This window comes from Legionella santicrucis (assembly GCF_001468135.1).
Taxonomy (GTDB): Bacteria; Pseudomonadota; Gammaproteobacteria; order Legionellales; family Legionellaceae; genus Legionella; species Legionella santicrucis.
The window spans coordinates 1-15,729 of record NZ_LNYU01000015.1 but is presented as its reverse complement, the minus strand read 5'-3'; the positions used below and the strand labels follow the sequence as shown (position 1 = coordinate 15,729).

Sequence of the window (15,729 nt, the reverse complement as noted above, 5' to 3'; positions counted from 1 at the left end):
TTTTGGGGTGTGTCAGGGGATAAAAAATGGAATTTACTTTTCGAGTTGCTACAAAAAAAGATAAAGAAAAGATTGCTTTCTTAGTAGAGAAATTAGCGGAATATGAACGAAAAAAACCTGCAGCAATGAGTTTAACTCGAGATAAAATTGAAGCTCATGGCTTTGGCAAAAATAAATATTTTTATATCTTATTAGCTGAATATAAGAAAGAGCCCGCAGGTTATGCCTTATATTTTTTTTCTTATTCTGCTGTAGAAGCTGCACCTGTTCTTTATGTAGAAGATTTATTTGTAAATGAAAAATATCAAAATCATGGTTTGGGCACTTCTTTATTATCCTATCTTGCTCGCTTAGCCATCGAGAAACAATGTTGTCGCATGGAAGGGCATGCCTTTACTTGGAATAAAAAATCCATTCAATTCTATGAGTTTTTAGGTGCACATCCACGCACGGATCTATTGCAATTTCGTTTGGCAGGTGACTCTTTAGAGCAGTTGGCGGCCGGAAAAATTGGGTAAGGGTCTACGAAGCAGCATGTGCCACGTTAAAGCTGAAAAGATGCTTTATTTGTTTTATTGAAAACAAAAAAAGGATAAACTATGATTAAATTATCAACACAATTTTTAATTGTAAGGAATTAGCATGCCTTCGCTAAAACCAAATGGCATTGTTCCATTCCATGTTGATTTTAAAAAAAATGGAATTGATGTTTCATCTAGAGAACAAGCGATTATCATCTTAGATGAAGTAGCTAAGTTACATGCTCATGGCTCAAAAAGTGTTGGAATTACGTACTCTGCTAATCAAGAGCAAACTGATAAAATTTTAGATACCTATAGAAAAGGTGGTTGGCAAACAGGGATAATAGGATCAAATCAAGCGTCTGTAATCTTTGAAATTGAGAGGTTATTAACTAAAGCTAAATATCAACATTTACAGGGCGTATATAGGACGATTCCCATTACCACAATGAAGTACTGCAATGGGCAAGCAATGACGGCGGATGAGCCTTCAGTACAGAAAAGTCTTGAGCACGCCTCCCAATTTATGGCTAATGGAGGCATGTTATTGGGATGGATAAATCAATGTACTCCCCAGGGGCATTTGGCAATTGGGGGTGGGGTGGCTGCTAATGTGCAAACATTAGGCCAAAAGCAAATGATTAACCATTGGGTACAGAGCCATTTATCGCAATGACCCACTGTGACGTAAACAATGTCTGGAGGCATTATGCAAGAAGATCTAGAAAAAGAGAAAGAGAAAGGGAAAAAGAAAGAATTGGAGCTCGGGACTCCCCCAAAATCAGTGACTCCAGATCAGGTGATGAGCAATTTCACTGCTACTACAGATAAAGAGGATGAAGAAGCAAAAAAGAAACAAAGTGTTCTGGTGCAGAGTGCGGATATGGAGAGGCTTTTAAAAGACTATAAAAAGTTTTGTCAAAGCCAAAAGCCTCCAATAGAGGTAAATGAAGATAAGCTAAAACCTGATGAAGAAGGAAAAGTAAGTTTCGATTTCAAAACTCCAGAGCAGATGACCGATTTCTTTAAACAACAAGCTGCAGATGGACGGCGTTTTGTAATGGTTGATGCGGAAACGAATAAGGTTCTCGCTTATTCAAACGGAGACGGAAAACTTTATAGACCCGGACTTGGAAAAGATAAAGAGCCTGAAGAAATTACTGGTAAGTCTTTGCTGCCTACTAAAGAGCAACTGAAAGATCTTCCTGAGCATAAAGGTTTTGAAATGCCTGAGCCGAAGAGCCCTTCATTAGAGAATAAATAGTTTTTCAAGAAGAGTTCATTCAGTTTGAGAATGATCAAAAAGTAAAGCTTGGAGAAAATTACAAAGGCTTTTCTTTTTTATACTGCTCATCAGCTTCTTTGGCTTTACGCTGATTTTCGTGTAATTGTATTTCATTAAGTTGCTGTTGCCATAAGGCAACAGCCTGTGCTTTTAATTGATTTATTTTTCTTAGCAATAGTCCCAGGTGAGTTGCGAGCATAGGTAGTTTTTTAGGGCCAAATACAATTAAAGCAACAACCAATATTACTAAAATTTCGCCACTCATAAGGATTTGTCATCCTCTTTTGGTGTTTGGGGTTGTTCTTCGTTCAGTGCTTTACGAAAATTTCGAATGGCTTCACCAAGATCAGCACCTATGGTTTTTAATTTAGAAGTGCCAAAAAGAATAACAACAATTACTAAGATTAATAATAAAGAAAGAGGGCTGATGCCGCTTAGTCCCATTTTAATTCCTCATGCTACGGTTAAGAAGAACAAACAATGCCGTGATAGTGGCCCCTATAAAAGCTAAAGGAGCAAGCTGTTTGTGCTGAATAAGATGCCAATAATCAAGCAGACCCATTAGAAGAAAAGAAATACTTGCTCCAGTGGCAATACTTTTCCAGTGTACGGCAGCTTTTTTATCTTCCCGTTTTTTATGGGTTAAAGATTTCTGATCTTTGATTAACTCTTCTCTTTTTAATTCAAGAAAATCGAAGACTAATTTTGGCATATTGGGCAATTGCTCTGCAAAAAAGGGTAGATTTTGTTTTAATTGGGTAAAAAAAGCCTTGGGTCCGATTTGTTCTTTTACCCATTTTTCAAGAAAGGGTTTTGCTGTGGTCCACAAATCAAGTTCAGGATAAAGTTGGCGTCCTAGACCCTCTATAGCCAGCAATGTTTTTTGCAGTAAAACCAGCTGGGGCTGTACTTCCATATGAAAACGCCGTGCCACTTGAAAAAGGCGCAAAACTACTTGGGCAAATGAAATGTCTTTTAAAGGTCTTTCAAAAATGGGTTCGCATACCGTACGAATAGCGCTTTCAAATTCATCCACTCGAGTATTGCGGGCAACCCAACCTGACTCTACGTGCAATTGAGCAACGCGACGGTAATCTCGATTAAAAAATGCTAAAAGATTTTCAGCTAAATAACGTTTGTCGTTGTCATTTAATGTTCCCATAATGCCAAAATCAATACAAATATATTGAGGATCTTTAGGGTTGTTATAGGATACAAAAATATTTCCAGGGTGCATGTCCGCATGAAAAAAACAATCACGAAATACTTGCGTGAAAAAAATCTCTACACCGCGTTCAGCCAGTTTTTTTATATCTATGCCGTTTGCTTGTAAGCTGCTTATGTCTGATACAGGTATACCATGAATTCGCTCAAGGACCATCACATTAGCACGTGAGTAGTCCCAGTATACTTCCGGGATATACAGAATAGGGGAGCGATCAAAGTTACGTCTTAATTGAGCGGCATTAGCTGCTTCTCTTTGTAAATCGAGTTCATCAAGCAAGGTATGTTCAAATTCGGCTACAATTTCTTTAGGTTTTAAACGTCTAATTTCAGGCCAGTATCGATCGGCCCATTTGGCTATGGTGTGCATAATACTTAAATCATTCTCAATAATACGCCGCATATTGGGTCTTAGTACTTTGACGATGACTTCTTCCCCTGTTTTCAATTTTGCAGCATGTACTTGAGCCATCGAGGCTGATGCTAAAGGTATGGAATCAAATTCAGCAAAGACTTCATAAGGAGACAAACCATAGGCTTTCTCAATAATTGCCATTGCTTTTTCACTAGGAAATGGGGGAACTTTATCCTGTAATTTACTGAGTTCAATGGCGATATCTATAGGTAAAATATCAGGGCGGGTAGAAAGCGCCTGACCAAATTTAATAAAAATAGGTCCGAGAGCCTCCAATGAAATACGTAATGCTTCTCCATGTGTTAAATGCTCTTTGCGAAACCAGTTCCAAGGGTTTAAATAAACCATGAAACGAAGCGGTGCAAATAATCTTAATGACACGACTAGATTATCTAGTCCATTTTTTGCCAGAATATAATTAATATGGATAAGGCGAATGAGTTTTTTAATGGATTTCATAATGACTTATTAGTTGATTGACATGGGCTTGTAAGCGTTCAACACTTAAGGACAGTTCATCAATCTCTGCAAAAAAATCTTCCAATTCATACTTTGAGGGCACGACACGTAACTCTTCTTGTAAGTACTCGGCCATATTTTGACGTATGGACTCATCAAATTGCTTTTTGAATTTGAGTCCCTTGCGGAAAAAAGAACCGATTTGATGCGCCACTACATCACCTGTGAAATGAGCGAGGTGGCCTTCCCAATCAATATCCATTTCATCGAATAATTTTTTAATATACTGCCCTAGTTCAGTATCTCCTGTTATGCGGATTTTATCATTAAATAAAGATCGAGCTTTAGATGCTGGTAATAAACTAAGACGGATTAAACCTAGGGGACTGCTGTGAATGACGGTATCAGCTTCTTTATCATAATGGTCAAGTAAAATAATGTCACTATTTTGAAATAAAATGAAAAAATTAACATTTAATGGGCTAATAACCATTTCAAGACATTTGTTGTCAAGCGCTTGCAGTTTAGCAGGCATGTCTTCGTCCAGTTTAACTGCTTTGTTTATGGCTTTTTGAAGGGCTTTTAAAGAATATTTTTTTAGCATAATCAACTCAATATTTATAGGCAATGTGCAAGGCAACTATGCCGCCGCTTAGATTGTCATAACGACAGTCTTCAAATCCTGCATGCTCAATCATTTTTTTGAGCTCCATCTGATTTGGATGCATGCGTATGGATTCAGCAAGATATTGGTAACTGGCTTCATCTTGCGCAAAAAACTTCCCTATTTTAGGTAAAATATGGAACGAATACCAGTCATAAATTGGTTTTAAGCCTGGGAATGTGGGTGTGGAGAACTCAAGAATCATTACTTTTCCTCCAGGTTTACAGACACGATATATCGAGCGTAGCGCTTCTGTTTTATCGGTCACATTTCTTAAACCAAAGCCCATGGTAATGCAATGAAAACTATTGTCCGCAAAAGGCAAACATTGGGCATTGCCTTGTACATAGTCAATATTTTTATATAAACCTTCGTCTAACAGACGATCACGCCCTACATTGAGCATCGCTGAATTAATATCCGCAAGAATAACACGTCCGGTATCACCAACTTTTTTGCATAATAATCGTGTTAAATCACCACTACCGCCTGCTAAATCTAAAACAAATTGCCCTGGACGAACCTGGCTAAGTTCAATGGTGTAGCGTTTCCATAAATGATGAATGCCAAAAGACATTAAGTCATTCATTAAATCATAATTTTTAGCTACAGAATGAAAAACTTCCGCCACCTTTTTTTCTTTTTCATCCCAAGCGACAGTAGTGTATCCGAAGTGGGTATTTTTTTCTTGATCAGTCATAAAAATACGGATTTGCCATTAAAAACTTCATATTAACTTATTTTGGGCAAGATACCCAGTCTTCCATTCTTTATTCGAAACATAGCTCAAATTAACGAAGACTCTGATGGCCACAAATAATGATAAAATTAAAATAATTATTGCGAAACGATAATAAATTATTATAATTCATGGTCAATGCTATCCTAAGGAGTTTTTCCATGAATAAAATAAAAAATACAAGTCATTTGCTCTATTTGTTCTTTCGCTCACTGTGTTGGCTTATCCCTTTAATGACAGCGTTTTTGATTTTAGTTAAATTCGATTGGATGTGTCATTTAGGTGGTTGGTCTACGGTGATCGCTCCTGAACGCATTGATGATCTTGAACACTTTTCTTTAGCTCATCGCTGTATTTTATTAGCGATTGAAGGTTTACCCCTCACGATTACCATTTTCATTTGTTATAAGCTCGCTAAACTATTTAAACTTTTCGAACAAGGATACTTATTTGAAGAGGACAATATCAAATTAATTAAACAGGTAAGTCTTTACATGATATTAGGAGAGTTGATCCAACTTATTTATCAACCGCTAATTACCGCAGCTCTTACTTTTAATAACCCCGTGGGGGAACGGTTTGCAAGCATTACGTTGAAATCAGCAAACTTATCTACTCTAATCACTGCATTTATCATTTTAGTTGCGTCATGGATTATTCAAGAAGCGCATCAATTAAAGTCAGAAACACAATTAACAATTTAAGGAATATTCCCGTGTCAATTATTGTTAACTTAGATGTAATGATGGCAAAACGTAAATGCAGGCTTAAAGAGTTGTCTGAGGCAATAGGGATTACTGAAGCAAATTTATCTATTTTAAAAAATGGTAAAGCTAAAGCGATACGTTTTGCTACATTGGAGGCAATTTGTGCTTACCTTAGTTGTCAACCTGGGGACATTCTTGAATATCAAATGGAGCGACAAGATGAATAAAAAACGAAGTGTTCTGATTGACTTATATCATTTATCAAAGGGATGAGACTATTAGTGTATACAATTAACCGTTCTATCTAAGAATTGATAATGAATGCGATATGCAGCAAATTCATTTTTGGAGGACTTTTGTTCTCTATTAGCACATTATCTATTGCTATAGAGGAATCAAATCAAGGAGTTTCTTATCCTTGCACTGAGGGAGCAATTCTTACTTATTTTAAACGTCCCACAGTTGCTACTAGTGCTTGTCCTGTACCTTATGGGCGAGTTACATTGGAAGGTGGTATTCAATACAATGACTTTATCAATCGAGGAGAACAATGGTTATGGCCACAGTCTAAAATACGTATTGGGCTCCCGTGGCGCAGCGAGTTAAGTATTTTATTTCCCAGCGAAAAGACAAATCCTAGCCTTAATCTCGCGGGCCTCTCCACGACACAATTGGCATTAAAACACGAAATTACTTATACCAAACATTGGAATATTGCAACCAGAGCAGTTTATATTCCTGCTTCTGGAGGCAAACACTATGGTACGGCGAAGGATGGTTACTGGCTCAATGGTATTTTAGCATTCAGACATAAAAACATTAACATGACTGCTATGGTGGGCTTCTTATCATTTAGTACCTCAAAAGATGATGGAGGAAGAAGTTTTAATAGTTTTAGTCCTGATGTGTTAATTGGTTGGTTTGCACAAAACTGGCTGGAATTTTACGCTGAAGTTTATGGTCAAACAAGTACTGGCCCTAATCGAGGACCCGGATATAATTTGGATGCTGGTGTCATTTTTCTAATCACTAAAGACATTGCAATCGATATGGGAATTGGCAAACGTTTAACTGGCACTCTTGGCAATTTTAATACTTATTACGATAGTGGTATCAGTTTTATATTTTAAAACAAAAGTCATCAAGTGCTTTTTAGTAGTTTAACGCGAATTTTACTGCGAACCGTTCGGGCTGAAGATGGACCTGGATCTAAATAGATTTTTTAACGAAAACTCACATTAAATTAGCTAAAGCACGTAAATAATGGGTCTCATCAGGCGGCAAATTATTTTTTTGTGAAAGCCAAAGGAGTTCGGCAAGCTGCTCCATTATTAAATGCTCGACGGTTAAAGAGTCATTATATTTTTGGAGTAATTTAGCGTAGATAGTGCTTATTCCTACCGGGCGATCAGTAGTCACTTGTTCTCTAACGGCAAGATGAAGGCCCATATGCAAAAATGGATTGGATGTTCCCTGCTCAGGAAAATAAGACTGTTGTTGAAATTTATTCTGATCCTCAAAAATCTTATGGTATTCAGGATGGGCGAGAATAACTTGAACAATTTCATTTTCTAAAGGAGATAAGAGTTTTCTCTGTTGAAATTTGTCCCAACTGGAAAAAAACATTTGTCGTGTTTCTTGGATGGTATCGCCATAAAACATGTATTGCTCAAAATTTATAAAAACATAAGTTTAGCTGAAGCGTGCTAGAACAACAATAGACCTCTTTGGAAACTCTATTTCTTAAAATACATCTTCTTGAGTTGACATGGATCATTGGTTATGAGATATTCCGCCTTGCGAGGTTGGACTTGCTATGTGTCATTCCACTGGGTCAATTGGCGACACACTGATTGGCCCTTTCTATTCTAAGTCGATTTTTCAAACAATACAGAGATTAAATGGATACTATCCGTTCCTAACTTAACTCCTATAAAAGCCATAAGTAGACCGCTAATGAGTTCAATTCCTTTCCATACATTCGCTTTTGTTAAAATGTCAGAAAAATATCGTGCGGTAAATGTTAATGAGCTGAACCAAAGAAAGCTTGATGTCAGCACTCCTAGCAGGAAAATATGTTCTTTATTAGGGTATCCGCTACTGCCTCCACCTATAATAACCAAAGAGTCGATAATTGCGTGCGGATTAAGTATACTAAAACCTAAGGCTAAAAGTATTATCTGAGTTCTTGTACGGGGTTTGGCTGCATTTTCTGAAGTTTTCTCAGTTTTTGAAAAAGTATTTGTTAGTGCTTTTGCAGAATAAAAAAGCAAAAAGGCAGAGCCCAGTAGCAGCATCCAGATTTGCAAAACAGGACGGATTATGAGTAACTTATGAAGACCTGCTATACTGCCGCAAATTAAGATAAAATCACAAATAAAACAAATAATGGCGGAGAGGATCGCATGATTTTTAAGCGCTCCTTGTTTGATTAAAAAAACATTTTGTGGTCCTAAAGCAATGATTAAGGATAAGCCTAAAAGTAAGCCATCAAGATAAACAAACATAATAACGATATAAAAAAAATCAAAGATAGTCATTATAACATTGCAACTTATGTGTTGTGGAGTATAAAATGCATCGGTTATTCTGTCTCCATAAGATATGCGTACAAAATAAGAACAAATAGGAGGGGGCGTGGGCTCTTTGTTACTAAGAAAGCTAATTGTCACTGCAACGGTGACTGTGCTTGGCATGACAGGTCAATTATTACAAGCAGAAAATGCACCTGTTCAAGAGAAATTATCAGTTATTGATGGATATTATCCTGCTTATCCACCTACCGCTCCAGCTACTGGTGAGCAACAAACTTTGATTCAAAAAGGTGAATATTTAGCAAAAATGGGGGATTGTATTTCCTGCCATACTAATGTTAAAGGAGGTACCCCGGCTTATGCAGGAGGATTACCTATAGCGACACCTTTTGGAACATTTTATAGCCCTAATATTACTCCAGATAAAGAAACCGGTATTGGTAATTGGACTGAACAGGATTTTGTTCGCGCATTAAGAGAAGGACGTGATCCCCAAGGTAGAAACTATTTCCCGGTATTTCCCTATATTTATTTTTCTAAGATATCTGATGAAGATGCACGTGCATTGTATGCTTATTTCATGAGCTTGCCACCAGTCCATTTAGAGAATAAATCATTGCCTTTCCCATTCAACGTTCCTGGAGCTCGTTTTACACTTTGGGGATGGAATATATTATTTTTCTTCCCTCAAGAAGGTGTTTATCAATATCAGAACGATAAATCTTCAGAATGGAACCGTGGAAAATATATAGTAGACGGTTTAGGACACTGTAGCATGTGTCATACCCCATTAAATGTATTTGGTTCTCCAAAGACCAGATATTATTTAACAGGTGGTTTTATTGATGGTTATTGGGCTCCTAATATCACTAAATATGGATTGGAGTCAGCAACTCATCAAGAAGTTGTTGATGTATTCAAACTCGATAAACTGATTAACAATGCCGGTCCTGTAGCTGGCCCTATGGCTGAAGTGAATCATAACAGCATGATGTATTTAACAGATGCTGATAGAATGGCTGTTGCGACTTATCTCAAAACAGTCGTCAGTGAAGAGCCTTTAGGACTGCCCGCTTCAAAAAATCCACCCTCTCTTTCTCGTGGAAAGGAAGTTTATTTCACTGCTTGTGTTATTTGTCATCAAGAAGGTGCAATGACTGCCCCATTAATGGGGAATGCTCCAGGTTGGTATGAACGATTAAAAACAAGCGGTTTAAATGGATTATATCGCCATGCTATCCACGGTTTTAACTTCATGCCGGTGAAAGGGGCTTGCGTCACTTGTTCCGATAACGACATTATTTCAGCTGTGGATTACATACTAGATAAGTCCTTGACTCGTACCCAATTATTACACCTTAAATCTGGCGGTGCTAAAAAATATCCTACCAATGGAGAAACTATTTACAATGAAAATTGCGCTGTTTGTCACAATGAAGGAAAAGAAGGCGCGCCAAAGATAGGGGATAAAAAAGCGTGGCAACCTTTAATTGCAGAAAATATGGATGTTCTCATTGAAAATACTGTTAATGGAAAAAAACATTTGAAAAACGGTGGCTGCAAGCACTGTACAACTGATGAAGTAATTGAAGCAATTAAGTATATGGTTAGTAAATCTAAAACTGAAGGAAACTACTCTTTGTGGTAAATTGAACTTTGAGCAAAACCTGAAGACCTCAGGTTTTGCTCAAGAAAAAGGGCGTATGCGTTATGTTCAAGTTAAGGTATTACTATGGCCTTTTCTTGAATGGAGATATTGATTGAATTGAAGAGCCAATTATCTGAATATAAGGCATGGGAACTTTTTCAGGTCTTTTATTCAAACTTCAATGATAAGGCGAGGAATGGGGATGTTAAACAGGTTAAAAATCTGTAAATTAATAATAATGCTAGGTGTCTGGTTTGGGAGCCAGCCAATATTTGCAGCTGCAAATAATTGGCAGCTGAATATGTATGAAGGGGTTACTCCTATCAGTAAGGATGCGTACTACTTGCATATGGTCTGTATGGCTGTATGTGCCGTAATAGGCGTCGTTGTATTTGGGGTAATGATTTACTCTATGATTCATCATAGAAAATCTAAAGGATATAAAGCAGCATCATTCCACGATAATCCTAGGTTAGAAATTTTTTGGTCTGTTATTCCTTTTTTAATTTTGGTTGGACTTGCAATACCCGCGACTCGTGTTTTAATGCGCATGGATGATACGAGACAATCAGAAATTACTGTAAAAATAGTGGGATATCAATGGAAATGGCAGTATGAATATCTAGATCAAGGTATTAGCTATTTTAGTATCTTATCTACTCCATTCAATCAAATTGAAAACAGTCAAAAAAAGAATGAATGGTACTTATTGGAAGTCGATAAGCCATTAGTTTTACCTGTAAATAAGAAGGTTCGTTTTCTGGTTACCTCAAATGATGTAGTTCATTCCTGGTGGGTTCCTGAATTAGGTATAAAACGTGATGCAATTCCTGGTTTTATGTATGAAGCTTGGGCGACTATTGAAAAACCTGGCACTTATAGAGGGCAATGTGCTGAGCTGTGTGGGGTTAATCATGGATTTATGCCTATAGTTGTCGAAGCAGTAAGCCAAGATGATTTTGATAAGTGGGTTGCTGCACAAACAAAATCAGAAGATAAATACACTCAAGAAGAGGCAAGCGAAGCAGCACAAAAAACAATGACTCGCGATGAATTACTGACGTTCGGGAAAGAAAAATATGACCAAATCTGTTCTCCATGTCATAGACCAGATGGTATGGGTATTCCCCCACTGTATCCAGCACTTAGAGGAAGTTCTGTAGCTACAGGCCATCCTATTTCGCGTCATATAGATGTAATACTTCATGGTATTCCTGGTTCTGCAATGCAACCTTATAAAGATCAACTTACTGATGAGGAAATTGCTGCTATCGCTACTTATGAGCGTAATGCTTGGGATAATAATACTAATGATTTAATTCAACCCGGGGATGTTGCAGCACAACGAAAGAATGCTAATCAACAACCAACCATGGTTAATAAAGTTCAAGCTGGAGGTTTGCAATGAGTAGTTATACATTAGCGCATGATGAAAAACACGATGATCATGGACCTGAGCAAGGTAAAGGTATTTTAGGGTTTATAAAACGTTGGTTGTTTACTACGAACCACAAAGATATTGGTACGCTTTATTTGTGGCTGGCAATGATTAGCTTCTTTGTTGCTGGTGGAATGGCTTTAGTGATTCGAGCAGAACTGTTTCAGCCTGGTCACCGCTTTGTTGATCCAAACTTTTTTAACCAGATGACGACACTGCATGGATTAATCATGCTATTCGGTGTTGTTATGCCTGCGTTTACCGGAATAGCAAACTGGCAAATTCCAATGATGATTGGTGCTCCAGATATGGCCTTGCCTCGGTTAAATAACTGGAGTTTTTGGATTCTGCCCTTTGCTTTTACTTTATTGCTTTCAACAACATTTCATGCAGGCGGTGGCCCAAATTTTGGTTGGACCATGTATGCACCTTTATCAACTACCTATGCTCCTCCAAGCACCGATTTTATGATTTTCTCAATTCATATGATGGGTCTTTCATCCATTATGGGTTCCATTAACATCATTGCAACTATCTTAAACTTACGCGCGCCAGGCATGACTTTAATGAGAATGCCTATGTTTGTTTGGACTTGGTTAGTTACTGCTTTTTTATTGATTGCAATTATGCCTGTGTTGGCAGGGGCAGTGACTATGATGTTGGCAGACCGACATTTTGGAACAAGCTTTTTTAGCGCAGCTGGTGGTGGCGATCCAATACTCTTTCAACATGTATTTTGGTTTTTTGGACATCCTGAGGTTTATGTCTTGGTAATGCCTGCTTTTGGAGTTATCTCAGAAGTAATTCCTACCTTTAGCCGTAAGCCCCTATTTGGTTATTATTTTATGGTTTATGCGGTGGTGAGCATTGCCATATTGTCATTTATTGTTTGGGCACACCATATGTTTACAACGGGCATACCTTTAGGTGCAGAGTTGTTCTTTATGTATACTACTATGTTAATTGCAGTACCTACTGGAATTAAAGTATTTAACTGGGTAAGTACGATGTTCAAAGGATCTATGACCTTCGAGACCCCAATGTTGTTTGCATTAGCGTTTGTATTTTTATTTACAATTGGTGGTTTTACAGGTTTGATGTTGGCCTTGGTCCCAGCAGACTTCCAATACCAAGACAGCTATTTTGTTGTAGCTCATTTCCACTATGTTCTAGTTCCTGGAGTAATATTCGCACTTTTTTCAGCGACATATTACTGGCTGCCTAAATGGACTGGGCATATGTATAACGAGTGTTTGGGTAAATGGCACTTTTGGTTATCAGCAATTTCAGTAAACATTGCTTTCTTTCCTATGCACTTTTTAGGGTTAGCAGGCATGCCAAGAAGAATCCCAGATTATGCGTTGCAATTTACTAATTTTAATATGATCTCTTCAATTGGTGCGTTCATTTTTGGTTTTACCCAATTGCTCTTTTTATACAATGTAATTGCTACAGTCAGGAAGAAAGGAACTAATAAGGATATTGCTGCTGCTCGATCATGGGAAGGTGCCTTTGGACTAGAGTGGACTTTACCTTCACCTCCTCCATATCATACATTTTCAACTCCCCCTAAGTTAGATTTATAGGTGTATTTATATGAGTGAAAGTAAAGGGCATAATAAGTTGGTTTTTTTATTAGCCTTGCTTGTTGTGGGAATGTTTGCTTTTGGTTTTGCCCTAGTTCCTATTTACAATAGTATCTGTAAAAGTCTAGGAATTAATGGCAAAACAAACCCGGAGGCAGTCGCGTATGATGCCGCTAAGGTAAAAGTTGCTAAAGACAGAATAGTTACTGTTGAGTTTGTTGCAACTAATAATAGTGGAGTGCCATGGGCATTCTACCCTAAAACTCGAAAAATACAGGTTCATCCTGGTGAAATTGCGAAACTGGCTTTTTATGCAGAAAATAAAACCGATCATCCGATGTCTGTACAAGCAATACCCAGTGTCACTCCAGGAATTGCAGCTAAGTACTTGAAAAAGACGGAGTGTTTTTGTTTTACTCGGCAAACACTGGATGGGCATGAGGCAATGAACATGCCTTTATTGTTTCATTTAGATGCTGACTTACCGGAAAAAATAAATACGGTTACGTTATCCTATACTTTATTTGATGTAACTGATAAATGATTATTGATACAGGAGATTAAATTACAATGGGAGCACATGGTACTTATTACATCCCTAAACCAAGCCATTGGCCTTTAGTTGCTTCATGTGGATTAACCACTACTCTTGTAGGAGCCGGATCCTGGCTTCATGATGATTGGTATGGCCCTTATATATTCACCATTGGTTTTGGAATTATGGTTTTCATGCTTTTTGGCTGGTTTGGTCAAGTCATTTATGAAAACTCAAAGGGTGTATATGATGAGCAGGTTGACCGATCCTTTCGTTGGGGAATGTGTTGGTTTATTTTTTCCGAGGTTTGTTTTTTCGGTGCTTTTTTTGGTGCATTATTCTACTCTAGACTTTGGTCTGTACCTCTTTTAGGTGGTGAAGTACATCCTATTACTCACTTTACGCTCTGGCCTAATTTTGACTCAACTTGGCCTATATTAAATAATCCAGATAACCATGTTTTTGCTGGAGCACACGAGGCAATGGGAGCCTGGGGCTTAGCAGCAGTGAATACATTAATTTTATTAACTTCTGGGGTTACGGTAACCTGGGCTCATTGGGCATTAAAATTAAAGAAACAAAAGCAATTGCTTATTGGTATGGCTTTAACAATTTCATTAGGTATATTGTTCTTGGTTCTTCAAAGTTATGAGTATTATGAAGCTTACACGGAGATGAACTTAACTTTATCCGCTGGTATTTATGGTACGACTTTTTTTATGTTAACCGGCTTTCATGGCATACACGTAACATTGGGAACTATAATGCTCATCGTTATTTTTTTCCGATGTAAATACGGCCATTTTACTCCAGAACGACATTTTGCTTTTGAAGGTGTTGCATGGTATTGGCACTTTGTAGACGTAGTTTGGTTATTCTTATTTGTTTTTGTGTATTGGTTATAAAAGGTAATCCATAAATTACCATTCTTGTTGCAAGTATTTGCTTCTTCCATCCCTGCGGCTTGCCGCAGGATGTCTGACCTCATCTTGAATGAAAATAGTTCTTACTAAGTGCGGTATAATTCTGGGTTTAGATTAGGATCATTATACATTTTAAATTGATGATAGATTCTGAATGTCCGTTTTTTTGCTTGTACTTCCTCAAGCAGTTCGTCAAAACATTGAGATAATTGTTCTAATTGTTGTTGAATGATGATTAACTTGTTAGAGCAATTTTGCCGATGCTCCTCTGTTGCATCAGTACGCTTTGTTTGTAGGGACATATGATAGGATTTTAAGGATAAGATAGAGAGTCTATCGATAATCATACCTGGTGATTCAGAATTGACAGGACAAATACTGAATTCTGCAGGTTGTAAATGCTTGAAAAGCCATTCATCCATAGCTTCCATGCGATTATTACGTAATTGATTAAACTTATCTATTTCTCGTTTTGCTTGATATACAAACTCATAACCCAAGTCATCACGACGCGCTTTGTCTTCTGCATGCCATAGTTGAAAATTAAAGGCGTGATTTTCTTCAACCAATCGATAAAAGTCTTTCTGTTGAAAGATTATGCCTGATGTTTTCCAAATGGTAATGGAGTTTTGGTGGAGATTGGTTATTTCTGGAACCTTAATACTATCTGGCATTTTTTTTCCTATCTATCAAAAATAACTACCAGTTTAACTCATCGCTTATGTTGTCACAATTTGAGTTTTTTACCACGCTGGATTTTTGTATAAAAAATAATCAAACAGAATAGAAAATTTGAGTACAAAACCGCGTTTTGATGCCTCTCCGATGTTTGAATGCATACTTATGTACGGGATTGGGCTTCATAGCGACATTGAAAACAGATGTTGTGTATGAAGTACGGTGCAGTATCCAAATTTAGAGCATTTACCTTACGGAAATACCGAGGCTTGAAAACAATTTAAGGGGGCATTAAGGAGACAAAGCAACGCTTTGTCTCAGTAGAAACTAAGCGACTAATGTTAAACCAAACTGTAATTGATTTGTGTATAGA

At 37.4% G+C, this 15,729-nt stretch carries 19 protein-coding genes; 11 read left to right on the top strand and 8 right to left on the bottom strand.

The genetic code is table 11. The features are described 5' to 3' along the window. Positions 1-26 precede the first annotated feature (26 nt). The 3 genes from Lsan_RS03815 to Lsan_RS03805 all read left to right on the top strand — a co-directional run bounded on the left by Lsan_RS03815 (position 27) and on the right by Lsan_RS03805 (position 1,785). Positions 27-518, top strand: coding sequence for a GNAT family N-acetyltransferase (locus Lsan_RS03815; protein ID WP_058513205.1), 492 nt, complete (start codon positions 27-29; stop codon positions 516-518). 124 nt (positions 519-642) lie between these two features. Further along, on the top strand, positions 643-1,197 hold the full coding sequence (locus Lsan_RS03810; protein ID WP_058513204.1) for a hypothetical protein: 555 nt from the start codon (positions 643-645) through the stop codon (positions 1,195-1,197). 33 nt (positions 1,198-1,230) lie between these two features. Then, positions 1,231-1,785: a hypothetical protein gene (locus Lsan_RS03805; RefSeq protein WP_058513203.1), complete on the top strand. Its 555-nt coding sequence runs from the start codon at positions 1,231-1,233 to the stop codon at positions 1,783-1,785. Positions 1,786-1,843: 58 nt separating this feature from the next. Here the strand turns inward: Lsan_RS03805 and Lsan_RS03800 are convergent, their stop codons facing one another. Genes Lsan_RS03800 through ubiE form a run of 5 tightly spaced genes read right to left on the bottom strand, consistent with a single transcriptional unit; the run spans position 1,844 to position 5,268 of the window. After that, a complete protein-coding gene (locus Lsan_RS03800; protein WP_058513202.1) occupies positions 1,844-2,071 on the bottom strand; it encodes a Sec-independent protein translocase subunit TatA/TatB in 228 nt (75 codons plus the stop codon). Further along, a complete protein-coding gene (gene tatA, locus Lsan_RS03795) occupies positions 2,068-2,250 on the bottom strand; it encodes a twin-arginine translocase TatA/TatE family subunit (protein ID WP_058513201.1) in 183 nt (60 codons plus the stop codon). The genes Lsan_RS03800 and tatA overlap by 4 nt, the downstream gene beginning before the upstream one ends. Position 2,251: 1 nt before the next feature. Then, positions 2,252-3,904 (bottom strand): ubiquinone biosynthesis regulatory protein kinase UbiB, encoded by a 1,653-nt coding sequence (ubiB, locus tag Lsan_RS03790; protein WP_058513200.1) that lies wholly within the window; start codon positions 3,902-3,904, stop codon positions 2,252-2,254. Continuing rightward, positions 3,891-4,508, bottom strand: a complete 618-nt coding sequence (locus tag Lsan_RS03785; protein WP_058513199.1) for a ubiquinone biosynthesis accessory factor UbiJ — start codon at positions 4,506-4,508, stop codon at positions 3,891-3,893. The genes ubiB and Lsan_RS03785 overlap by 14 nt, the downstream gene beginning before the upstream one ends. A 7-nt stretch (positions 4,509-4,515) precedes the next feature. Further along, positions 4,516-5,268 carry a bifunctional demethylmenaquinone methyltransferase/2-methoxy-6-polyprenyl-1,4-benzoquinol methylase UbiE gene (ubiE, locus tag Lsan_RS03780; protein ID WP_058513198.1) on the bottom strand — a complete coding sequence of 251 codons (753 nt, stop codon included), beginning with the start codon at positions 5,266-5,268 and terminating at the stop codon, positions 4,516-4,518. A gap of 200 nt (positions 5,269-5,468) precedes the next feature. Between ubiE and Lsan_RS03775 the strand changes: the two genes are divergently transcribed. The 3 genes from Lsan_RS03775 (at position 5,469) to Lsan_RS03765 (ending at position 7,144) form a co-directional block, all read left to right on the top strand. Continuing rightward, positions 5,469-6,011: a DUF2975 domain-containing protein gene (locus Lsan_RS03775; RefSeq protein WP_058513197.1), complete on the top strand. Its 543-nt coding sequence runs from the start codon at positions 5,469-5,471 to the stop codon at positions 6,009-6,011. An 11-nt stretch (positions 6,012-6,022) separates the two neighbouring features. Next, on the top strand, positions 6,023-6,241 hold the full coding sequence (locus Lsan_RS03770) for a helix-turn-helix domain-containing protein (protein ID WP_058513196.1): 219 nt from the start codon (positions 6,023-6,025) through the stop codon (positions 6,239-6,241). 129 nt (positions 6,242-6,370) lie between these two features. Then, positions 6,371-7,144: a transporter gene (locus Lsan_RS03765; RefSeq protein ID WP_162265584.1), complete on the top strand. Its 774-nt coding sequence runs from the start codon at positions 6,371-6,373 to the stop codon at positions 7,142-7,144. Positions 7,145-7,247: 103 nt separating this feature from the next. Here Lsan_RS03765 and Lsan_RS03760 read toward each other — a convergent pair whose 3' ends face one another. Next, complete coding sequence (locus Lsan_RS03760; RefSeq protein WP_058513194.1) at positions 7,248-7,676, bottom strand: DUF1841 family protein; 429 nt, start codon at positions 7,674-7,676, stop codon at positions 7,248-7,250. A 206-nt stretch (positions 7,677-7,882) separates the two neighbouring features. Beyond that, positions 7,883-8,521, bottom strand: coding sequence for a LysE/ArgO family amino acid transporter (locus Lsan_RS03755; protein ID WP_058513228.1), 639 nt, complete (start codon positions 8,519-8,521; stop codon positions 7,883-7,885). A gap of 130 nt (positions 8,522-8,651) precedes the next feature. Between Lsan_RS03755 and Lsan_RS03750 the strand changes: the two genes are divergently transcribed. From Lsan_RS03750 to Lsan_RS03730, 5 genes are all read left to right on the top strand, one after another. Further along, positions 8,652-10,196: a c-type cytochrome gene (locus tag Lsan_RS03750; RefSeq protein ID WP_058513193.1), complete on the top strand. Its 1,545-nt coding sequence runs from the start codon at positions 8,652-8,654 to the stop codon at positions 10,194-10,196. Between the two features lie 202 nt (positions 10,197-10,398). Beyond that, positions 10,399-11,604 carry a cytochrome c oxidase subunit II gene (gene coxB, locus Lsan_RS03745; protein ID WP_058513192.1) on the top strand — a complete coding sequence of 402 codons (1,206 nt, stop codon included), beginning with the start codon at positions 10,399-10,401 and terminating at the stop codon, positions 11,602-11,604. Continuing rightward, a complete protein-coding gene (gene ctaD, locus Lsan_RS03740) occupies positions 11,601-13,220 on the top strand; it encodes a cytochrome c oxidase subunit I (protein ID WP_058513191.1) in 1,620 nt (539 codons plus the stop codon). The genes coxB and ctaD overlap by 4 nt, the downstream gene beginning before the upstream one ends. Positions 13,221-13,230: 10 nt before the next feature. Continuing rightward, on the top strand, positions 13,231-13,764 hold the full coding sequence (locus Lsan_RS03735) for a cytochrome c oxidase assembly protein (RefSeq protein WP_058513190.1): 534 nt from the start codon (positions 13,231-13,233) through the stop codon (positions 13,762-13,764). Between the two features lie 26 nt (positions 13,765-13,790). After that, positions 13,791-14,660 (top strand): cytochrome c oxidase subunit 3, encoded by an 870-nt coding sequence (locus tag Lsan_RS03730; protein ID WP_058513189.1) that lies wholly within the window; start codon positions 13,791-13,793, stop codon positions 14,658-14,660. Between the two features lie 104 nt (positions 14,661-14,764). Here the strand turns inward: Lsan_RS03730 and Lsan_RS03725 are convergent, their stop codons facing one another. Then, positions 14,765-15,352 carry a DUF4254 domain-containing protein gene (locus tag Lsan_RS03725; RefSeq protein WP_058513188.1) on the bottom strand — a complete coding sequence of 196 codons (588 nt, stop codon included), beginning with the start codon at positions 15,350-15,352 and terminating at the stop codon, positions 14,765-14,767. Positions 15,353-15,729 lie beyond the last annotated feature (377 nt).